Source organism: Stenotrophomonas sp. G4 (genome assembly GCF_003428825.1).
GTDB classification, from domain to species: domain Bacteria; phylum Pseudomonadota; class Gammaproteobacteria; order Xanthomonadales; family Xanthomonadaceae; genus Stenotrophomonas; species Stenotrophomonas indicatrix.
The window spans coordinates 1,610,396-1,631,302 of the sequence record NZ_CP031741.1; the positions used below are offsets into that span (position 1 = coordinate 1,610,396).

Here is a 20,907-nt window from a genome sequence, read left to right on the forward strand (position 1 = left end):
CGGCCTCGGCGTCCTGTATCACGAACGCAGCTGGAATCGTGACCGACATGACCATCAACGGGTCGGAAATCCCGATTCGCTAAGCCCCCCCTCCATCAGTCTCAAAGCCCGCCCTGTGCGGGCTTTTTTTTTGGAAAAGCGATGAGCCTCTACACCCTTACCGTTGACCTGTTGCTGAAGTCCGGATCCTTCGAGCGCGACAGTGGGAAGGCTGCGCGTGTGGTTCAGCGCGATATGGCGACTATCCAAGCATCGATGTCGGACGCGTCCCGGCGTGGAGCCGATGAGGTCGCTGCCGGCTTCCGGCGCGTTGCGTTTGAGGCCGTGGGACTCACCTCCGCACTGGTAGCCGTCAAAGCCGCAGTTGGCAAGGCGGACGAATGGACGAATCTCAACAACCGGCTGCGGTTGGTCACTCAGGGGCAGGCGCAGTTTGCTGCCGCGCAGGCTGACGTGGTCCGAATCGCTGGTGCCGCTCGACAGCCTCTTGGGGCCACTGCAGAACTCTACCAGCGGATTGCGATGAACCAGGAAGCCCTCGGGCTGTCCGGTGGGGAGCTGGCGCGAGTCGTTGAAACGATCAGCAAGACGATGGTGATCAGCGGCACGTCCGCAGCAGGGGCCGACGCCGCGCTGGTTCAGCTCGGCCAGGCATTTGCCTCCGGAACGCTTCGAGGAGAGGAACTGAATTCGGTGCTTGAGCAGGCTCCCGCGCTGGCTCAGGCCATCGCTAAGGGCTTGAACGTACCGATCGGGAAACTGCGTGAACTCGGTGCGGCCGGCAAGCTGTCGTCACAACAGGTAATCACCGCGCTGCAAAGCCAAGCCGGTGCCGTTGACGAGGCGTTCGGCAAGATGGCCGCCACAGTTGGGCAGTCACTGACTCTGTTCAACAACAATCTACAGGTCATGATCGGTAGGGCCGACGAGGCGACCGGCGCATCGCAGGCGCTCGCCGCTGGTATTGGCGCGCTCGGCAACAACCTACAGATGGTCGCCGTTGCAGGTGCTGCAGTGGCATCGGGGCCACTGTTGAAGGCGCTCCTTGCGCGAGTGGCGGCCACAAACGCTGGGATGGCTGCTGACCGGGCGGCCGCGGCTCAGAACCTGGCTTCGGCACAGCAGCTGGAGCTCCGCGCTCGGGCCGCCATGCTTGATGCGCAGGCAGAAGTGCGCCGAATGGAGGTGATCGGCGGGAGCGTATCCGTTAGCGCCAAGGCTGCGGCTGCAACTCTCGAGCACCGGCAGGCGACGCTGCTGCTGGCCCAGGCGCAGACCCAGTCAGCGGCAGCAAGCGCTAGCTGGGCCGCACGAGCGGGAGCTTCCACCCTGGCAATGCTGGGCGGGCCTGCCGGCATTGTTACGATGCTGGCTACCGCTGCCGCCGGCTGGCTGATCTTCCGGGACAACACCAATACTGCGTCGGCAGCGCTGGTGGACTTCAACGCCACAGCCGACGTGGCTATCGAGAAGTTCCGAGAGCTAAATCGGCAGGAGCAAGCGGGCGAGATTCTCCAGCGGCAGAAAAAGATTGAGGAGGGTTACAAGCAGATCACTGCAACCATCCGCGACATGGCGCTGGAGTCGCAGAGGGGTATCACGAACTCCTACTCGGACGTATACGCAGCTTCGATTCGCGGTTTGGCTGACGAACTCAAGGCCGGCAAGATCAGCGCGGACGAGTTCAGTGCACGGCTCGAACAGGCGAATGCCAAAGTGCTCGAGGGTGCAACCGGCGCGGATCGATTCCGTGGCCGTATGGTGGAACAGACCGCAAGTGTCGCAACGCTCGCACGTGAAACCGAGCGGCAGGGCAGTGTTCTTGAATCGTTGAATGTCGCCACCACTCAGGCCAAGAGCGCGACCGATGCGCTGTCGGGCTCGTTCAACGTCCTGGGGGATTCGGCAGGTGCGGCAGGGAAGCGCATCGCATCGGCGATGCAGTCGCTGCCGGGACAGCTCGCGCGCGTTGGCAAGAGCGCGGGCGAGGTGGCGAAGCTGGACGTTGCGGATTGGTTCAAGGAGGCCCAAGCCGGCGGCGTCGATTTCTCCAAGCGCGATGACCCGAAGGTAAAGCAGTACATCGAGCAGGGTGCGCAGTACATCAGGTTGCAGACCGAGTTGGCTGCCGCGCAGAAGAGCTTCACCGAATCGCGCAAGGGTGCCGCTGCCGGTGAGCGCGCCGGCGCCAAGGACCGGAATGCCGACGCGGAGGCGACCAAGCGCTACAACGAGCAGGCGGCGATGGCCGCCGCGACCATGGCCGGGCCGCTGGCCGAAGCCACCGAGCGCCAGAAGCAACTGGAGGACAAGCTCAAGGAGGCGCTGAAGGAGGGGCGCATCGAGCGCGCGGCGTACAACACTCTGGTGCTGGAGTCGCAGAAGGCGCTCGAACTGTCCAGCGCTGAGATCAACAAGGCGCTGTCCAGCCCTGAAGCGCTGCTGGCGACCATGGACGCCGAGGTGGCCATGCTCGGTAAGGTTGGGCGCGCGAGGGAGTTGGCGCGCCGGCAGATGATGAATGAGCGCGACATGCGGCAGGAGCTGCAGCGAGCAGTGGAGGCGGCGGGCAGCAAGGAAGAACTGGCCAGGCGGAAGGGTGTCGCGTCCTACGAGGCGTACGAGCGGGCGATGCTGGCCGCGGCCGACGCGTCCGCAGCGCTGTCGATCCAGGTGGAAGAAGCAGCGGCCAATGCCGAGGCTTGGGCGAATGTGGTTCTGGACGGCGTGGATGGTGCTGCCGATGCACTGGCAGACTTCGCGGCCAGAGGCTTGCGCGATTTCAACGGTCTGTGGGACGACCTCAAGGACGTAGCCAAGCAGGGTTTGCGGGACATTGCCCGGGAGCTGCTGCAGCAGAAGCTGATTATCCCGATCCAGACCCAGATCATGAACGGGATCAGTGGGCAGGGCGGTGGTCTGAACCTGCAGAGCCTCATGGGCCTGTTCGGCGGCAACGGCTCGGCGGCGGGCGGTCAGAACGTGAGCACGGTGGCCGGCCTGCTCTCCAAGGGGCAGGGCCTGTTCGGTTTCGGCCGCTCGGCCGGCGCTTCGGCGGGCACCCTTACCGGCTTCGGCGATGTGACCAGCATGGCCGGGATGACTGGCTCCAGCTTCTCTGGGCTGGTTGGCGGCGGCAGTGCCGGCGCCGGTGCCGGCGCAGCTGGCGCTGCAGGCTCCGCGGCGGCGGCGGTCCCGATCATCGGCTGGATCGTCGCCGGCATGCTGAAGAATGCCGAGTTGTTCGATCAGGGGTGGGACATTGCCAACGGCGAAAGCTGGGCAGGCAAGATCGCCACCGCCGGCGCCGTCGGCCTGGCCGATAAGGGGTTCCGTGGGCTGGGCTTCAACGACAAGGTCGCCTCGATCCTGTCGGGCTCCAGCATCCACGCCAAGCTGTTCGGTCGGAGCGCGCCCAAGGTGACCGGGCAGGGCATCACCGGCGATTACGGGTTCGGTGGCTTCAACGGCCAGTCCTATGCCGATATCAAGGCCAAGGGTGGCCTGTTCCGCTCGGACAAGAAATGGACGCAGTACGGTGCGCTGGATCCGGGCATCGATCGCACGTTCGACATGGCGGCTCGCCAGGTGCGCGGCGCAGCCACTGACCTGGCCAAGCAGCTGGGCGTGGATCTCTCCGGGCAACTGGCCGGCGTGAAGGTGTCGCTGGGCAAGATGCAGTTGTCTGCCGATTCGGCCGAGGCCAAGGCGCAGCTGGAAGCCTATCTGGCCGACATGACGGACCGCCTGTTCACCGAGGCGGTGAAGGCAGCGGGCTTCGGCGGCCAGCTGGATGGCTACTTCGAAGCGTCGGATGTGTTTTCGGCCCTCAGTGCTTCGATCGCGCTGGCGGTGGGCAACGCCGACGAGCTGGGCCGCGCCCTCAACGGGATGGAGGTGGAGAAGGTCAACAAGGCCGTTGACTACTTCCAGGACTTGGCCAGCGTTGCCGGCACCGATCTTGCCACGCAGGTGCAGAAGGTGACCGGCCTGCTGGGGAACTACGCCAGCCTCATGGCCGACGTGAGCACCCAGCTGATGACGGCCAACCTGACGCAGTACCAGTCGCAGGCGCTGACCATCGAGCGCACGTATCGCCAGCAAGTAAAGGCGGCCAACGACTACGCCAAGGCGCTCGGCTTGTCCGGCGCCCGGGCGGAAGACCTGGCCAAGATCGAGGCTCTGCGCGCCACGAACATGGGCAAGTTGCAGGCGCAGATCGACAAGGACAAGAAGGCCATGCAGTACGGCCTGTCGATCAGTGACCTTTCGCCGCTGACGGACCAGGAGAAGCTGGGCGAGGCGATGAATGAGCTGCAGAGGGCGGTAGCCGGTGGTGACACCAGCGCCGCGCAGGCAGCCGCGCAGGCGGCTCTCGGCTTCGGTCGGAACCTCTACGCCAGCGGCCAGGACTACAACGGTCTGTACGGCCAGGTGACCGGCCTAATTGACGGGATGAAGGTCGGGGATCTCAACCAGCAGGACGGGACGAGCATGGGGGCGCTGGCAGACGCCATCGAGGCGCTGCCGGACAACTTCAGCCGTGCTGTGTTCGACCTGGTGGTGGACAACAACGCCCAGGCCCAAACCACCGCCGCAGTTCAGAAGGGCAACGACCTGCTCGCCGAGCAGAACCAGCTGCTCCGCCAGCTTGTTTCGACCACCACCCAAGGCGTACGCAACGCCAGCAGTTCGGCGCTGCGCGAAGCACTCAACGCGAGGTAATCAGCAATGCAAGCAAGGAAACTCACGCTGGTGGAAATCGGCGTGGGCGCGCTGCCGTCCGTGTCTCCGGTGGCGCCGCGCTTTTCGACCTGGTTTCCGGTGGCCTTCAAGGCGTCGGACGTGCCGCCGGCCAACGGCGTTACCCCCACCCCGGTCGCTGACGGTGTTGTCCTGGAATGGGATGCCGTCGACCTGGAGGGGGTGATCTACGTCATCTCGCGGAGCGAAAACGAGAACGGCCCGTGGACCGAGATCCACCGCACCACCGAAACCCGCTACGTCTACAGCGACGGCAGCGGGAACACGTGGTGGTTCCAGATCACGCCGACTGTGCGCGGCAAGACCGGTTCGGGGACCGTGGTGGGTGTCACCCCGCCGACCACTTCGGCCGACCTTGCAGAGCAGCAGGCCAAGCTGGCAGCGGAAATCAATGCGCGCATCCAGGCGATTGCGGATGAGGCAGCGGCGCGTGCCGAGGGCCTGGCACAAGCTGCACGGGACCTGGTGGCCGAGGCGCTGCTGCGGCAGCAGGGTGTGACCGAGGCCCTGCAGGCGGTCAGTGCAGAGGCGCAGGCGCGGATTGACGCCATCCTCAATGAAAAGCTGGCCCGCGAAGCGGCGATCACCCGGGAGGAGCAGCTGCGGCAGAGCGCCGATGAATCGCTGGCGCGCGCGGTTTCGGAGGTTGCGGCCGGCAGCGGGACGCAGTTCGACAGCATCAAGCTGTGGCCGTTCAATCAAACCACCGAAGGGTGGACTGGCAACGGTGCCCCGACCCTCGTGGATGGCTGGCTGCGGCCGGCCAACCACGCTACCGCGCCGTGGATTCAGTCGCCGGTTGCGTTGGCGATTGACGGCAGCGCGTATCGCTTCGTCAAGCTGCGCGTGAAGCGCGTAGGCACGCCGACGTGGGGCGGCTTCCTGCAGTGGATCACCGCAACCGACCAGGCATGGAACACCCAGAAGCGCGCAGCCATCCCGGAACCGGCGTGGGACGTGAACGGCGTGGCCACGGTGGACGTGCAGGACATTGCCTGGTGGCCGGCAACGGTCGACGCGATCCGCCTGCAGCTGGGAACCGCGCAGACGGTGGCCAACTATTTCCTGGTCGACTACGTCGCTGTGGGGCGTCCGCAGCCTGGCGCGTCGGTGGCTTTGGTGCAGGAGGAAACCCAAGCCCGTATCACCGCAGACGCCGCCGAGGCCACGCAGCGCAACACCCTGGCGGTGCAGATGCGCGGGAACTACACCGGGACGGATCCGGCCCAGCTTACCGCCGGCCTTGCCTACGAGGAGCTGCGCGCCCGCGTGGCTGCCGACTCGGCCCAGGTGCAGCGCATCAGCACCATGGAAGCGCGGATGCCGGCCGGGGCTGGATCACTGGCCACCGCGGCATCGGTGACGGCGCTGCAGGAGGCAACCGCGACGACCACCAACGCGCTGGCGCAGTCGATCACCAGCCTGAATGTGTCGCTCCAGAACATCGGTGGGGACAACCTCTTGCCGAACAGCAGTTTTGAGGAAAGTCCCAGCGCCATCACGGTGCCGACGGCCTGGAACGTCGAGACGGCGGCACCGACGGTCACGGTGGGATACGTTGCCTCGCCGCTGTCCGGAGGCGGTCGCGCTGTACGTCTGGAGGCAACCACCGGCGCCGCCAATCAGTGGATCGGCCTCAACAACGTCGACAGCGGGGGCGGATCGAACCTGCCGCGCATCCGTTCGAACACTGACTACGTCCTGTCCAGCTATGTGCGTGGTAGCGCCGGCTGCACTGCGCAGATCATCGTGCAGTGGCGCAACGCACAGAACGGCATCGTGGCCACAACCACATTACCGCCTACGCTGATGGACGGCACATGGCAGCGTCTCGTGCTGCCCGCGCGCACCAGCGTAGCGACTGCTGACCGCGCTCGGATCTATGTTGGCCGGTTGACGGCGCCAGCGTCGCAGAGCGTTTGGATCGAGATCGACAACGTGATGTTCCAGCAGGGATCCGTTGCAACCAATTGGATGCCTAGCGGCGCACAGCTGCAGGGCACGATCACCGCCACGGCCTCGGCGGTGTCCGGCCTCACCGCAACGGTCAGTGAGTTGGGTAACCGGGTCGATTCGCAGTCTGCATTGATCACCGGCCTGCGCAGTGACGTAACCGACGTGTCCACCTTGACCGCTGCCAACGCTCAGGCGGTGCAGCAGCTGACAACGCGCGCCACCACCGTGGAAGGGAAGGTGGAAACCTTGGGCACTTCGGTAACCAAGCTGCAGGCGGAGATGACGACCTCCCTTGCGGGAACCAGCAGTCTGTTCCCGTCGGGCTCGTTCGAGCAGTTCCCGGAAGGCCAGTCACTCGGCGCGGGGTACGGCACGACCTTCACCGCCAACGCGCAGGGAAGGCGCAACGGCAGTCGCGGCCTCGATATCAATGTGGTCGAGGACACCCGGCCGGACCTCAACGCGGACTGCTACCCGGTCCAGCAGTTCCAGCCAGTGAACGGCGTGCGCCGGCTGTACGTGGAGGCATATGCGGCCCTGCACGCCAGCAGCATGGATATCCCTGCCGACAACACGAGCATGCTGCGCATCGGCGTTCAGTCGTCGCAAGCCGGCGCAGGTGGCTCGGGCAACAGCTGGCCCACCGTCAATACGCCGGTGCGCACGTTGTCGAAGACGGCATGGACGCGTATCACCGGGTACATCACGACGGCGGCGGACAAGGCGCAGGCCCGCCTGTTCATCAGCATGCAGGGCGGGACCGGCACGGCGGTTCGCGTACCAGGCTGCCGCATCCGACTGGATGACATCACCATCACGGACGTTACCGAGGTGGACGCCGTAAAGACGGACGTGCAGGCGAACGCCACGGCGATCACCGGGTTGACCGGACGTGTGAGCCAGGCCGAAGGGAAGATCACCGCGCAGGCGGACCAGCTGACTGACCTGCAATCCAGCATCACCAGCAGCTTCAACCGTGGCGAGAACTTGAACGCAAACCCCATGTTCGACGGTGGCATTGCCCCGTGGGCCGTACTGGGAGCGAGCGCAACCAATGGGCAGATCACGTGGGTAGCTACCGGCGGCCAGCAAGGCGCAGCGGTGCAGATTGAGAACAAGGCAGCGACCACGACGAGCCCGACCATCCTCGCAAATGGGAATCGCTGGTCTCCAATCGCAACGGGCAAGCCCGGACGCAGGATGCGCACGGTAGTGGTCGCCAAGCTGGTGTCGGGTTCTGCGCGGGTCACCGCTCGCTGCCGTATGCGCTCCCTTGCGGGCGAGGGCAACAACGACCAGACCTCGCCGGATCTGACCACATCGTGGACGCGGTATGTGTTCGAGCACCCCATCGGCGATGACCGGACGGACGTCATGTCGCAGCTGTGGGTGGTCCGCCAGGGAACGGCGGACGCTGTCGTGTTGGTGGACCGGGTGGAGTTCTACGACATATCGCAAGAACTGGCCATCACCAGCAATGCCTCGGCGATCAGCGGACTGAGCACTACGGTTACCCAGCAGGGTTCGAAGCTGGACGCCACTGCTACCGACTTGACCAACCTGAAAACGCAAGTGGGCGATGTCAACGCCAGTGCCTTCAATCAGATGCAGGCGGCCGTGCAGCAGCACGACGGGAAGATCAACGCCAATGCAATCGCGATCCAAGGGGTGCAGGCGGGTCTCGGTGAAAAGGCTGACGCTACGGTGGTGGCGACCATGGAAGTCCAGGTCCGCAACCAGGGTTCAGGCGGCAACCTCCTGTCCAATTCCACGTTCCCGAACTGGGCGGCGACGCCGTGGGCATGGCTGGCACCGGAGGGGTTTGGCAACTTCGGAAACACTTCCGGCAATGCGAACTACATCCCGCAGGGTATGACCAGCGCGCTGTCGGCGATGCGGCCAGGGACGTGGGCAAATGGTTCGAACGCTTTTGCCACCGCTGGGGATACCTTGCCGGCAGAGGCGGGAAAGACGTACTGCATCTCAGCGGTGGTCAACTCGCACCGTTGCCGGGTGCTGTTCTATGCCGAGTTTCTCAACGGATTGGGGCAGATCATCGGCAGCGTCGGCACGCCGGACATGGAACCTGCAGGCTTGACCAGCGGGCCTATCTCAACCTTCCCGCGTGGGTTCGGCATCGCCAAGGCGCCATCGGGAACCGTGTCGATGGCGGTGCGGCTGCGCATCCAGGGAATGGGGCAGGCAGACCCCTTTTTCTGGATCATGCGGCCGATGTTGTCCGAAGTGGCTGAGGGTGCAACCCAGCCGCCCACGTGGTCACCGGGCGGCAACGAAGCCAGCGCCCGCTGGGGTGTGGACGTGCGGGCGGACAAGAAGATCGCAGGCATCGCCCTGGCAGCAACCGGAGAGACCAGCTCGTTCGATGTGCTGGCCGATGTGTTCCGCGTCTCGTCTCCTTCGGGTGGCCAGCGCACGGAGTACAGCGACGGTAACTGGCGTACCTACTACCCAAATGGGCAGCTTGCTACGCGCATGGGTTACTGGCCGTGACAACAGGCGGGAGGGGCTCCCTCCTGCCTGCCCATCTCTACTGGGACAGGAGCAGCTTCAATGCCAGCAGGCATTCAGACGTTCAATCCAGATGGTTCGCTGGAGATTGATTACACAACGCGCCTGGGCATCTTCCTTGGCACAGTCCAGACCGATGCAGTGCACGGAAACTCTGCATGGGTTGGGCCTCTGCCGCCTGGGGACTTCTTTTTCTACGTGGTGCCGCCGCCGGCACAGCCTGGCCGCACGCCAACCGTGTGGTACTCCGACGGCAGGGTGTACTGGGGCACGGATGTGGATGGCAACGGACAGCCCGTTTTTACGCTGGTTCCAGCCACTGTTTTCTACGGAGTTCACTGATATGCCGGCAGGCTTTGAGGCATACACCCCACAGGGGACGGTGCAGGTTCGCAGCGATCTGCTCAACTTCCACTTGCGGCACAAATTCGATATCAACGAGCCTGGTGCTGTCGCGCACGAGGTGTCCGGCGTCGTCGTGACCCGATACGTCACCAGGGACTTTCAGGCCAAGAGCCCCGTCGTTGCAGTCACAGGGCCGAACACCAACTTCGGGCTAAGCGTGGTGCTGACGAACCTGGGTGGTAACAACTGGCGCGTGACGGCCTACACCGGCGCCACCACGGTGTTTGGCACGGTGTGGGTGTATGACTCGGTGGTGACGGGGACGCCCGGCAAGACTGGCATCGAGGTCTACCGCGAGCACACCGGGGAGCTGGCGTTTGCCTCCTGGGCGAAGCCGCTGCGCATCGTGGGCGTGACCACGTCACCGTTTGATGCGGCCGGGGGCGCCTATGTGCAGGTTCCGACCGGGCGGCGCTACGGGGTGATCTCGTCGCGTTCGTGCCAGAGAATCGAGCGAAATGTCGGCTTCCGGCTCGCGGGGCCGCAAGGGAACGGAACCGGCTCCGGAAGCGCGGGGCGGTTCTACTACGCCGGAGCTGCGGCCCTCATCCCCCAAGCCGACAACGTGACGCAGTTCAGCGCGTCCGGGCACTTCGTCCTCATCGATGTGACCGGTCACTGAGGCTCGGCCTCACGCTGGCTAAACACGGGCTGCGGCCAGATTGCCGCCATGTGCTATTCCGCCCAGATCGAAGCCGCCTACCAGAAGCTGGTCCGCATGACCGGCGCCACCGTGTCGCTTCAGGAGTTCGCCGCGCTCTACGCCCACGACCCGGGCAAGAAGCGGCCCAAGACCCCGAAGGCGATGGATGACGCGTTCCGAGCCGGCACCAGCGCGGCAGAGCGGGCCGTGTGGGCGGAGATCCAGCAGTGGAACCTGGCCGAGGCCGCCATCCTGGAGCAGGAGCTTTTCGCCAACCGCAAGCGCCTGGCCGATGCGGAGCGATCGCTGCAGGCCAAGGAGACGAAGAAGGCCCGGGAGGACGTGCGGATCGCCGGCAACAAGATCGAGCGCGCCATGGGCAAGCTGGCCGACCTCAAGCGCGCCGAGGGCAAGGACCGGGACAGCCGGATATTCCCCGGGGTCTACGCCCCGGTGATTGTCTCCGACGGCGGCAAGCTGACGATCAAGCCGATGCGCTATCAGTGCCGACTGGCCGGCAAGCCGGCCAACTACGACCAGCGTTTCCCCGGCACCTACAACGCCCGCCGAGACAGCCTGGAGAAGTTCTGGGCGCCGGCCTTCGGCCACACCCACGGCTTGATGGTGGTCGATACCTTCTACGAGAACGTGGAGGGGCCGGACGGCAAGAACCAGGTGGTGCAGTTCACCCCGCGCACGCGCGAGCCGATGCTGGTGGCCTGCCTGTGGTCGCATTGGGTGGACCCGGCCGGCAAGGAGCCGGATCTACTGTCGTTCGCCGCGATCACCGACGACCCGGAACCCGAGGTGGCCGCCGCCGGCCACGACCGGACGATCATCAACATCAAGCCTGAGCACGTCGACGCCTGGCTGAACCCTGATCCTGCCGACCTGGCGGCGCTGTACCGGATCTTTGACGACAAGCGGCACCCGTTCTACGAGCACCGGCTGGCCGCGTAGGGAGAACCCTGAGCGTCAGTGGGTGGTTGCCCGATGGCGCCGGTCAGCGGCTGCGGGCAGTATTACTGTGCCGGATCCGGGGCCCCAGGCCGCTCGACCCGGAGGCGCCTGAGCAGCGCCGCGCCGGCACCTTCACGTAGGATGACTTGCCGATACAAGGCAATCGTGGCATATGGAGCTATGGCAACCTTCGGCAGATCGCACGCCTTTCAGGTGGCGACGACGCAGAAGCGTTAACATAGTAGGTCGGCCGGATTGGTCGGCCGTTCCCCCTGCACACTGGACGTTTGGGTGAGGAATCTATGCTAGTAGAATGCTCACAGCAGCCCGAGATGAACCAAGTCTCTGACTTTTCACTGTTTTCAGCTCCACCGATTGAGCTCCGTCGCGAGATGGCTGCTTACGAGTCGCTGTGGCTGGGACAAGGGGCTTGGTTCAAGAATATTGCGCACCTGTTCGCCAGTAATCCTGGACGAGTGCCGTCTGAGCTTGTTTCGAAGCTCGAGGTTCGTGATACCTGGAGGCGTCTGCTCGAAGAAGTTGGAGTGGAGCGGCTCAAAGAGGTCGGAGTTCGCGTTCACGGCGCCGGCGAGTACCCCGCGAAGTTGCGAGAGGCTGACCATCCGATAGAGCTCCTGTACTACAGGGGAGATTGGGAGCTTGTCGACACGCGTAGCGTTGCCGTCGTCGGAACTCGCAATCCGTCGCCCGAAGGGGCCGCCAATGCCCGACGCATCGCCCAGGCCTTGGTGAGGCACGGATACACGGTGGTGTCTGGGTTGGCGCGTGGTATCGACTCTGCGGCGCACGCAGGCGCACTGGAGGCTGGTGGCCGAACAATCGCGGTGATCGGGACCCCTCTTTTCGACTACTACCCCCGTGAAAACGCCGCTCTACAAGAGAATTTGGCCAAGGATCACCTCGTGATCTCGCAAGTGCCTTTCTTGCGTTACAAGCAGCAGCACTACAAGGCCAATAGTCTGTTCTTCCCCGCCAGGAACGTAACGATGTCAGCGCTGACAGAGGCGACGATCATCGTGGAGGCTGGGAATACGTCTGGCACGCTCGTGCAAGCGAGGGCAGCCTTGGCTCAGGGCAGAAAGCTGTTCATTCTCGACAGCTGTTTCCGCCGCGACGACTTGAGCTGGCCTAAGAAATACGAGGCGCAGGGTGCAATTCGCGTTCGCAACGTAACCGAGATCATGGAAGCTCTGGGTAAAAATGCGCCTACAGATTCTTGAGCCCCGATACCACACGCACTTGGCGACTGCCGATCGTTGTTGGCACTACGGTGAGTACACCAGTGAAGGCGGCTACGCGGCCAGCGACACCAATCAACGAATCCTGAATTTGAAGAAGAAGCCAACTGTCAGTGACGGTCAGCTCTACTACAAGAGGCAGGCGATTGAGTACTGGGGTAGCACGCTAGCCAAAGCAATCAACGTTCGGCAGACCGTCGGATCGCATACCTTTGTGCCGATGCCGGGCTCCAAGCCTGTTGGTCATGCCGAATACGACGATCGAATGTTGAAGGTTCTGACTAGAATGGCGTTGGGTGTGCCCAATGTCGATATCCGTCAACTGTTGATTCAGACAGAAGCGCGCGATTCGCAGCACTCAGGGTCGCGGTTAACGCCTGCCGAACTCTGCGAAACCCTGACGGTTGATCACAGTCTGATTCCTCCCCCTGTAGCACGGACCATTGTCGTGGTGGATGACGTGATCACGATGGGGGCATCCTTTGCAGCCGCAAAGAGCCTGCTGGTTGGGTTGCCGAACGTTGCGGAAGTTGTCGGGATCTTCTTGGCGAAGACAATCCGGCCTGCCCCGAATTCCCGCCGCTCACCGAAGAAGAGTTGGCGAAGATTCTGGGCAACATTCAGGTTGGCGGGTAGAGCTGAACCGTCGTCCCTTTCCTTTAGGATGAGTCGGAATCGTTCAGATCTCGCCCTTTAGGAATCGCGTCCTGTGAGACCGCCGGCCGTATCCTTCCGGCCATGCTTCCCATGCACGGCTATCAAGGTTTCCGCACCGCACCGCCACCCTCCGGCTGGGTCCAGCTGAGGGACACCTGGGTGCTGTGGTGGAGTGGCCGACAGATCGCCCAGGTTTCGCCGGCGAAGGAGCGCGGGGTGCGCGTGCACCTCGATGCCCGGAAGATGTGGCAGACCAAGGATGTATGGGCGGCGAGCGTCGACCAGGGCAAGCGCTACGCCGAGCGGTGGTGCGCGGCCAGGCTCTACCCAGAGATGCGGCTGCGAGCCGCTGTGGCTCGGATGGTGGACGACTCCCCGAGGGAACCCCTACCGCCGCTGCCTCGCCTGCCGCCGACACCCGAACAGCTGCAGCAGGCCCGGCGTCTGGCCGAGGCGGGGGCGAAGGAGCTGGAGCGGGTCAAGGAAGCGCTGGCGCCAATCCGCCCGCCGGCGGCAAAGAAGCCCAGGGCGAAGGACCCGCAGAAGACGCGGGTAAGGGCAGCGCTGCGGGATCTACGGCGTGGGGTGTGATCACGGCAAACTCGATTTTGCGGAGCGCGTCGAAAATTGCGGAGCGCTTGGGGCTGCAAGAAATCGCCCGAAACCGTTGGTGCCCGGAGCCGGAATCGAACCGGCATGACCTTGCGGTCGGCGGATTTTAAGTCCGATGCGTCTACCAGTTTCGCCATCCGGGCCTGCAGCGCGCGCCGATTGTAACGGAATCGCCGCCATCGCCGCCGGCTAACGCGGCTTTTACGCAACCGGGCGCGGCGCTGGGTACAGTCCGCCAACGTTCCCGGGAATGGCGATATGCGTGCACGTGGCAGGCGATGGGCCGGATGCAGTGCCGTGCTGGGGCTGATGCTGGCGATCGGCCCGGCCGCCGCGCAGCAGGTGCCTGCGCCCACCGGCGCGGTGGTGGACATGGCGACGGTGCAGGTGACCGGCGAACAACCCGGCCCCGGTCTCTGGAAGGTCACCGCTCCACAGGGGCATGTGCTGTGGATCCTGGGCACGGTCTCGCCGTTGCCGAGCGGTGTGCAATGGCGCTCCGACGAAGTGGAGCGGACCATTGCCAGCGTCGACCATGTGCTGGGCGATCCGGGTTTCGCCCTCGATGCGAAGATCGGTGTGTTCAAGGGCCTGACCCTGCTGCCACTGGCGTTGAAGACCGCGCGCGATCCGCAGGGGCGCACGCTTGACCAGATCCTGCCGCCGGCAACGCACGCGCGCTGGCTCGGCCTGAAACAGACCTATCTGGGCAATGACCGTGGCGTGGAAAAGGACCGTCCGCTGGTGGCTTCCGGCCGCTTGTACCAGGCTTTCCTCAAGCGCAACGGCCTGCGCGATGGCAAGCAGGTCAGGGAAGCACTCGGGCGCGCGTACAAGGCGCACGACCTGAAACCGGAAGACGTGCAGGTCAAGCTGAAGGTCGACGACATCCGTGGCACCTTGAAGGAGCTGCAGGCCACCGAAGTCGATGACCGTGCGTGCTTCGAACGCACGCTCGACACCGTGGAATTCCAGGCGCCGGTGCTGCGCGAGCGTGCCAATGCCTGGGCGCTCGGAGATGTCGCGGCACTGCGCCGGCTGTCGGGCTCGTCGATGGCCCAGGCCTGCCGCGAACTGCTGCAGGATTCGGCCTTCGTGCGCCGCCGCGGCTGGAGCGATATGCCGCAGCAGGTGCGCGCGCGCTGGCTGCAGGGCGTGGATGCGGCGCTGGCCCGTCACCCAGGCACCTTTGCCACGGTGCCGGTCAGCCTGCTGCTGGGCGAAGGCTACCTGGATGCGCTGATGCAGCGCGGCTATCAGGTGGAGTCGCCGCCGGAATAGCCAACGCTTGAAGTCCTCGTGCTTCCTGTCATATTCCTCTGCACTCAGGAGGGGAGTGATGGACATGCCGTTGCATGCGTACGCCTATGTCAGCACGGCCAGGGAGGGACTGGACGTGCCCGAGCTCGATGCATTGCTGGCCGATGCGACCGCGTTCAACCGCATGGCCGGGGTGACCGGGGCACTGATGTTCGATGGCAGCCGTTTCCTGCAGTACATCGAAGGCCCACGGGATGGGCTGGCTTCGGTGCACGCGCGGATCGGCAACGCGCGTCGCCACGGCAGCATCATCCAGCTTGCCGCAGGCCCGATCCCGAGCCGCTGGTTCCCGCGCTGGACGATGGCCAACCGACACGTGGATACGGCGACGCTGGGCAGCATCGTGGCGGCCCCGTGGCATGGTTTCAGCCTGGGGCAGTCGCCCCCGGAGCATGGCTTCTGCCTGCTGTTGCGGGCCTGGACGGGGCGGCACGGCGAACTCGAGCCGGCTGCCGTCAGCCTCGGATCCTGATCCGGGCGTGGTCTGGCGCCGCTGCCGCGGTTAACCTTGTCGGCACGTTTGCCTGCACCCGGACCCTCGCATGACCCAGTGGACACCGTTGCCGCCTGTTGGATGCCGCGCATGAGTGCGCCGATCGGCGCAGCACAGAGCCCGTCCCCGGCCATCATCGGCCTGGGATATGTCGGGCTGCCGTTGGCAGTGGCGTTCGGCCGCCAGCTGCCTACCCTGGGGTACGACATCGACGCTGCGCGCATCGCCGAACTGGCCGGCGGGCAGGACCACACGCTGGAAATGGAGCCGGACGAACTGGCCAGCGCGTCGCTGCTGCGCTACAGCGGCGATCCGGCGCAGCTCGACGCCTGCAACGTCTACATCGTCACCGTGCCTACGCCGATCGATGCCTACGAGCAGCCTGATCTGGAGCCGCTGCGCTCGGCGACGCGACTGATCGCCAGCCATCTGTGCGCCGGTGATCTGGTGATCTACGAATCCACCGTCTACCCGGGTACCACCGAAGAAGTCTGCGTGCCGCTGCTGGAACAGGGCTCGGGCCTGCGCTTCAACGAGGATTTCTACTGCGGCTACAGTCCCGAGCGGGTCAGCCCGGGTGACCGCCAGCGTCGCCTGGCCGACATCCGCAAGATCACCTCCGGCTCAACGCCGGACGTGGCTGCGGTGGTCGATGGCCTGTACCAGCGGATCATCACCGCCGGCACGTTCCCGGTGCCGTCGATGCGGGTCGCCGAAGCGGCCAAGGTGGTGGAGAACATCCAGCGCGACGTCAACATCGCGCTGGTCAACGAGTTGGCCCTGATCTTCGATCGCCTCGGCATCGACACCCAGGATGTGCTCGACGCCGCAGGCAGCAAATGGAACTTCCTGCCGTTCCGGCCGGGGCTGGTGGGAGGCCACTGCATCGGCGTGGACCCGTACTACCTGCTGCACAAGTCCGAAAGCATGGGCTACCACCCCGACCTCATCCACACCGCCCGGCAGGTCAACAACCGGGTGGGCGAACATGTGGCCAAACGCGTGCTGGCGATGCTCGCCGAACGTGGTCGCGTGCCGGCGCACTCGCGCATCCTGGTGCTGGGCGTGACCTTCAAGGAGGACTGCCCGGACCTGCGCAACAGCCGCGCGCTGGAACTGGCCCAGCGGCTGGCCGGCAGCGGCGCGCAGGTGGACGTCAGCGATCCGTGGGTGGGGCCGGCTGCCATGGCGGACGAGGGCGTGAACTGGCTGGCCGAGCCGGTGCCCGGCAGCTACGACGCGGTGGTGCTGGCGGTGGCGCATGAGAGCTTCAAGGCGATGGACGATGCCCATATCCGCAGCCTGTTGGCGCCCGGTGGGCTGGTGTATGACGTGAAGTCCGCCTGGCCGCGCAGCGTGGTCGACGATCGCCTGTAGATGCTTGCGCGGTAGACTCGGGGCAGTTGCAACCGAGGAACGCCATGCACCGGTATATCGTCTACCTGCTCGCCATCCTGATGTTTCCGATCTGCCTGTGGCTGGCCACGATCTGGCCGGCCTGGTACTGGGGGGTCGGCATCACCGCTGCGATGGTGGCACTGGGGACCTGGGACCTGCTGCAGAAGCGCAGCACCCTGCGCCGCAACTATCCGGTGATGGCGCACTTCCGTTATGGCCTGGAATCGATCGGCCCGGAGATCCGCCAGTACTTCGTGCAGAGCGATCTGGAGGATGTGCCGTTCTCCCGGCAGCAGCGCGCACTGATCTACCAGCGTGCGAAGAACCAGATGGACACGGTGCCCTTCGGTACCCTGCGCAGCACGTATGCGGTGGACTACGAATGGATCAACCATTCGCTGGCGCCGACCACCATCGCCAAGCACGATTTCCGCGTGCTGATCGGTCCGAACTGTGCCAAGCCCTATTCGGCCAGCGTGTTCAACATCTCGGCGATGAGTTTCGGTTCGCTGTCGGCCAATGCGATCCGCGCATTGAACGAAGGCGCACGCCTGGGTGGCTTCTACCACGATACCGGCGAAGGCTCGATTTCGCCGTATCACCGGGAGATGGGCGGTGACCTGGTCTGGGAGATCGGCTCGGGCTACTTCGGGTGCCGTGACGAGAAGGGCGGCTTCAGCGAGGAACGCTTCGTTGCCAATGCCAACCACGATCAGGTGAAGATGATCGAGATCAAGCTGTCGCAGGGCGCCAAGCCCGGGCATGGCGGGGTGCTGCCGGCGCCGAAGGTGACCGCCGAGATCTCGGTGACGCGTGGCGTGCCGATGGGCGTGGACTGCGTGTCGCCATCGCGCCATTCGGCCTTCTCCACGCCGGTTGAACTGCTGCAGTTCGTCGCCCGCCTGCGTGAACTGTCCGGTGGCAAGCCGGTTGGTTTCAAGCTGGCCATCGGCCACCCGTGGGAATGGTTCGGCATTGCCAAGGCGATGCACGAGACCGGCCTGCTGCCTGACTTCATCGTCGTCGATGGCGCCGAAGGCGGTACCGGCGCGGCACCGGCCGAATTCGTCGATCACGTCGGGGTGCCGATGCACGAAGCGTTGCTGCTGGTGCACAACACCCTGGTCGGCCTGGACCTGCGCGAGCACATCCGGATCGGCGCTGCCGGCAAGATCACCAGCGCGTTCGATATCGCCCGCACCATTGCGATGGGCGCCGACTGGTGCAATGCCGGGCGCGGTTTCATGTTCGCGCTGGGCTGCATCCAGTCGCTCAGCTGCCATACCGACAAGTGCCCGACCGGCATCGCGACCCAGGATCCGGCACGCTGGAAGCATCTGGATGCACCGGACAAGGCCACGCGCGTGTACAGCTTCCACGAGCACACCCTGCACGCGCTGAAGGAGTTGCTGTGCGCGGCGGGCTTGAACGATCCGGCCGAGCTCGGCCCGGAACACATCCTGCGCCGGGTGTCGCCGGTCGAGATCCGTTCGCTGGCCTCGTTGTATCGTTACCTGGAACCGGGCGAGCTGCTGCACAAGGTGCCCGACCACGCGGTGTTCCATTCGTTCTGGGCGGACGCACGCAGCGATTCGTTCCAGCCGCCACCGAAGATCCAGGCGCTGCGGGCCAGCAAGTCGCGGTGACCCGCGTTGCAGGACCGAGCCCAGGCTCGATTGCACGAAAACCATTCATACAAGGAGGCTGCATGCAGTTCAGGACGGGTACCGACGATGATGTGAGCACACTGTGGGCCCTGCGAACGCGCTGCGTACGTGAGCTGTGCAGCAGCCACTATCCGCCGGAGGTGATTGCACCCTGGTCGGCATCGCCGCCGCCGGTGCAGTATTCGCGGCTGCTGGGGCAGGGCGGCTGCGTCGTGGCCGAGGATGATCGGGGCAATGTGCTGGGGTTCGGTGTGCTCGATGCCGAGGGCAACGAGATCGATGCGCTGTTCGTCGATCCGGATCGGGGCGGGCAGGGTATCGGCCAGGCGCTGATGCAGCGGTTGCTGGCCCTGGCCGACCCGACGCGGGAGGTGGTGCTGTCGGCCTCGCTCAACGCCGTGCCGTTCTACCAGCGGCAGGGCTTCGTCGCCGAGCGCGAGGAACTGTATCCGCATCCCAGTGGCGTGGCATTGGCGTCGGTGAAGATGCGCCGGCCGGGGTGAAATTTCCGGCGCTATCGCGCGTTGATCAACGCGTGGCCAACCACGCGGTCACGCCCTCTGCCGCACGCAGTCCGCTGGCATAGCACGCCGTCAACAGGTAGCCACCGGTCGGTGCTTCCCAGTCCAGCATCTCTCCGGCGCAGAACACGCCGGGCAAGGCACGCAGCATCAGGCCCTCGTCCAGCGCGTCCAGGCGCACGCCGCCGGCCGTGCTGATCACCTCGGCCATCGGCCGCGGGCGCAGCAGGCGCAGTGGCAGGCGCTTCAACGTGGCGATCACCGCGGCCAGATCGTTGCCGGCATCCTTGCCCAGTGTTTCGAACACCAGTGCGGTCTTCACTGGGTCCAGTCCAGCCTGGCGACGCAGGTGCTCGCCGAAGCTTCGCCCCTTGCGCGGCTGCGAAAGGTCGGCCAGCAGCCGTGCCTCGTCGCGGCCCGGAACCAAGTCCAGCCACAGTGTGGCGTGGCCGTCGCGGTTGAGGGTTTCGCGCAGATCGGCCGACAGGGCGTAGATCAGGCTGCCTTCGATACCGTACTCGCTGGCCACGCACTCCCCTTGCAGGGCGCGGGGCTCACCGTCGAGGCCATGCCAATGTGCGACGACCGGCTTCAGGGGTGCGCCCGCATGGCGTTGCGCGAAGAACGGCGTCCATGCAACGTCGAATCCGCAGTTGGCCGATTGCAGCGGCGCGATGTCCACGGCGCGGGCCTGCAACGCCGGAACCCAAGCACCGTCACTGCCCAGCTGCGGCCAGCTTCCGCCGCCCAGTGCCAGTACGGTCGCATCGGCACGCACCTCCAGTTCGCCGTTGTCGGTGGCAAAACGCAGTGCGCCGTCGTCGCTCCAGCCCAGCCAGCGATGGTTGACGTGCAGGCGCACGCCCTGTTCCTTCAGCCGGCGGACCCAGCCGCGCAGCAACGGTGCCGCCTTGCGGTCGACCGGGAACACCCGGCCGGAACTGCCGACGTAGGTTTCCACACCGAAGCCAGCGGCCCAGTCGCGCAGCGCCTGCGCGTCGAAACCATCCAGCCAGCAGCCGACGCGGGTGGCCTGCTCGCGGTAGCGGCTGTCGAACAGTGGGCGCGGGTCGGAATGGGTGAGGTTGAGCCCACCCTTGCCGGCGATCAGGAATTTGCGGCCCGGCGAGCCCTTGGCCTCGTACAGATCGACATCCAGGCCTGCCGCGCGCAGACGCTCGGCGGCAAACAACCCTGCCGGGCCGCCGCCGATGACGGCGATGCGGTGCGGCGGGCGGACGTCACTGTTGGACATTGAGCAGCTCGACGTCGAACACCAGCGACGAACCTGCCGGAATCGGGCCGACCTGGCGGTCGCCATAGCCGAATTCCGGCGGAATCATCAGCGTGCGCTTGCCGCCGACCTTCATGCCGGCGACGCCTTCGTCCCAACCGCGGATGACCTGGCCCGCGCCCAGCGTGAAGGTGAACGGCTCGCTGCGCTCGACCGAACTGTCGAAGGTCTTGCCGTGCTTGTTGTCGGCGCGCTCGTCGTAGATCCAGCCGGTGTAATGCACGCTGACCTTCTGGCCCGGCACGGCCTCGGCACCGCTGCCCGGCTGGGTGTCGATGCGCTCGAACGTGGCAATGGTGCCTCCCGGCGGCGGGCCGGACGGTTTCGAGGAGCAACCGACGGCGGCGAGGGACAGCAGCAGGGGAAGCAGCAGGCGGCGCATCAGGCGTCTCCAGGGGCGATGAGTCGAGGGCGGCAAGGTTAGCGCAT

Annotated in this window: 14 protein-coding genes and 1 tRNA gene; 12 read left to right on the top strand and 3 right to left on the bottom strand. The window is 65.3% G+C overall.

The features are described from left to right. Window positions 1-141 precede the first annotated feature (141 nt). The 7 genes from D0Y85_RS07635 (at window position 142) to D0Y85_RS07665 (ending at window position 13,764) form a co-directional block, all read left to right on the top strand. Complete coding sequence (locus D0Y85_RS07635; protein WP_117310049.1) at window positions 142-4,725, top strand: tape measure protein; 4,584 nt, start codon at window positions 142-144, stop codon at window positions 4,723-4,725. Between the two features lie 6 nt (window positions 4,726-4,731). Beyond that, window positions 4,732-9,231 carry a hypothetical protein gene (locus D0Y85_RS07640; RefSeq protein WP_162887625.1) on the top strand — a complete coding sequence of 1,500 codons (4,500 nt, stop codon included), beginning with the start codon at window positions 4,732-4,734 and terminating at the stop codon, window positions 9,229-9,231. Between the two features lie 298 nt (window positions 9,232-9,529). Further along, window positions 9,530-10,276 (top strand): hypothetical protein, encoded by a 747-nt coding sequence (locus D0Y85_RS07645; RefSeq protein WP_162887626.1) that lies wholly within the window; start codon window positions 9,530-9,532, stop codon window positions 10,274-10,276. Between the two features lie 48 nt (window positions 10,277-10,324). Next, on the top strand, window positions 10,325-11,257 hold the full coding sequence (locus D0Y85_RS07650; RefSeq protein ID WP_117310052.1) for an SOS response-associated peptidase family protein: 933 nt from the start codon (window positions 10,325-10,327) through the stop codon (window positions 11,255-11,257). A 332-nt stretch (window positions 11,258-11,589) separates the two neighbouring features. Beyond that, window positions 11,590-12,498 (top strand): DNA-processing protein DprA, encoded by a 909-nt coding sequence (locus tag D0Y85_RS07655; protein ID WP_117310053.1) that lies wholly within the window; start codon window positions 11,590-11,592, stop codon window positions 12,496-12,498. A 19-nt stretch (window positions 12,499-12,517) separates the two neighbouring features. Beyond that, on the top strand, window positions 12,518-13,213 hold the full coding sequence (locus D0Y85_RS07660) for a phosphoribosyltransferase (protein WP_162887627.1): 696 nt from the start codon (window positions 12,518-12,520) through the stop codon (window positions 13,211-13,213). Between the two features lie 41 nt (window positions 13,214-13,254). Then, on the top strand, window positions 13,255-13,764 hold the full coding sequence (locus tag D0Y85_RS07665; RefSeq protein WP_117310055.1) for a hypothetical protein: 510 nt from the start codon (window positions 13,255-13,257) through the stop codon (window positions 13,762-13,764). Between the two features lie 77 nt (window positions 13,765-13,841). On the opposite strand, the gene D0Y85_RS07670 is transcribed toward D0Y85_RS07665, so the two are convergent. Further along, a tRNA-Leu gene (locus D0Y85_RS07670) sits at window positions 13,842-13,928 on the bottom strand. Window positions 13,929-14,082: 154 nt separating this feature from the next. Between D0Y85_RS07670 and D0Y85_RS07675 the strand changes: the two genes are divergently transcribed. The 5 genes from D0Y85_RS07675 to D0Y85_RS07695 all read left to right on the top strand — a co-directional run bounded on the left by D0Y85_RS07675 (window position 14,083) and on the right by D0Y85_RS07695 (window position 19,166). Further along, the gene (locus D0Y85_RS07675) at window positions 14,083-15,066 is read left to right on the top strand and encodes a TraB/GumN family protein (protein ID WP_162887628.1); all 984 of its coding nucleotides are present in this window, start codon (window positions 14,083-14,085) and stop codon (window positions 15,064-15,066) included. A 58-nt stretch (window positions 15,067-15,124) separates the two neighbouring features. Further along, window positions 15,125-15,577, top strand: a complete 453-nt coding sequence (locus D0Y85_RS07680; RefSeq protein WP_240329367.1) for a BLUF domain-containing protein — start codon at window positions 15,125-15,127, stop codon at window positions 15,575-15,577. Window positions 15,578-15,688: 111 nt separating this feature from the next. Continuing rightward, complete coding sequence (locus D0Y85_RS07685; protein WP_117311881.1) at window positions 15,689-16,975, top strand: nucleotide sugar dehydrogenase; 1,287 nt, start codon at window positions 15,689-15,691, stop codon at window positions 16,973-16,975. 44 nt (window positions 16,976-17,019) lie between these two features. Then, window positions 17,020-18,642: an FMN-binding glutamate synthase family protein gene (locus D0Y85_RS07690; protein ID WP_025878880.1), complete on the top strand. Its 1,623-nt coding sequence runs from the start codon at window positions 17,020-17,022 to the stop codon at window positions 18,640-18,642. Window positions 18,643-18,704: 62 nt separating this feature from the next. Continuing rightward, window positions 18,705-19,166 carry a GNAT family N-acetyltransferase gene (locus D0Y85_RS07695; protein ID WP_117310057.1) on the top strand — a complete coding sequence of 154 codons (462 nt, stop codon included), beginning with the start codon at window positions 18,705-18,707 and terminating at the stop codon, window positions 19,164-19,166. Between the two features lie 25 nt (window positions 19,167-19,191). Here D0Y85_RS07695 and D0Y85_RS07700 read toward each other — a convergent pair whose 3' ends face one another. Next, a complete protein-coding gene (locus D0Y85_RS07700) occupies window positions 19,192-20,439 on the bottom strand; it encodes a TIGR03862 family flavoprotein (protein WP_117310058.1) in 1,248 nt (415 codons plus the stop codon). Continuing rightward, window positions 20,426-20,860, bottom strand: a complete 435-nt coding sequence (locus D0Y85_RS07705; protein WP_117310059.1) for an FKBP-type peptidyl-prolyl cis-trans isomerase — start codon at window positions 20,858-20,860, stop codon at window positions 20,426-20,428. Before D0Y85_RS07705 ends, D0Y85_RS07700 begins: the two co-directional genes overlap by 14 nt. Window positions 20,861-20,907 lie beyond the last annotated feature (47 nt).

Bases quoted from the DNA above. Each gene is read 5' to 3' on its own strand.
- D0Y85_RS07635 (WP_117310049.1), top strand. From the start codon at position 142: ATGAGCCTCTACACCCTTACCGTTGACCTGTTGCTGAAGTCCGGATCC.
- D0Y85_RS07640 (WP_162887625.1), top strand. From the start codon at position 4,732: ATGCAAGCAAGGAAACTCACGCTGGTGGAAATCGGCGTGGGCGCGCTG.
- D0Y85_RS07645 (WP_162887626.1), top strand. From the start codon at position 9,530: ATGGCAACGGACAGCCCGTTTTTACGCTGGTTCCAGCCACTGTTTTCT.
- D0Y85_RS07650 (WP_117310052.1), top strand. From the start codon at position 10,325: ATGTGCTATTCCGCCCAGATCGAAGCCGCCTACCAGAAGCTGGTCCGC.
- D0Y85_RS07655 (WP_117310053.1), top strand. From the start codon at position 11,590: ATGAACCAAGTCTCTGACTTTTCACTGTTTTCAGCTCCACCGATTGAG.
- D0Y85_RS07665 (WP_117310055.1), top strand. From the start codon at position 13,255: ATGCTTCCCATGCACGGCTATCAAGGTTTCCGCACCGCACCGCCACCC.
- D0Y85_RS07680 (WP_240329367.1), top strand. From the start codon at position 15,125: ATGGACATGCCGTTGCATGCGTACGCCTATGTCAGCACGGCCAGGGAG.
- D0Y85_RS07685 (WP_117311881.1), top strand. From the start codon at position 15,689: ATGAGTGCGCCGATCGGCGCAGCACAGAGCCCGTCCCCGGCCATCATC.
- D0Y85_RS07690 (WP_025878880.1), top strand. From the start codon at position 17,020: ATGCACCGGTATATCGTCTACCTGCTCGCCATCCTGATGTTTCCGATC.
- D0Y85_RS07695 (WP_117310057.1), top strand. From the start codon at position 18,705: ATGCAGTTCAGGACGGGTACCGACGATGATGTGAGCACACTGTGGGCC.
- D0Y85_RS07700 (WP_117310058.1), bottom strand. From the start codon at position 20,439: ATGTCCAACAGTGACGTCCGCCCGCCGCACCGCATCGCCGTCATCGGC.
- D0Y85_RS07705 (WP_117310059.1), bottom strand. From the start codon at position 20,860: ATGCGCCGCCTGCTGCTTCCCCTGCTGCTGTCCCTCGCCGCCGTCGGT.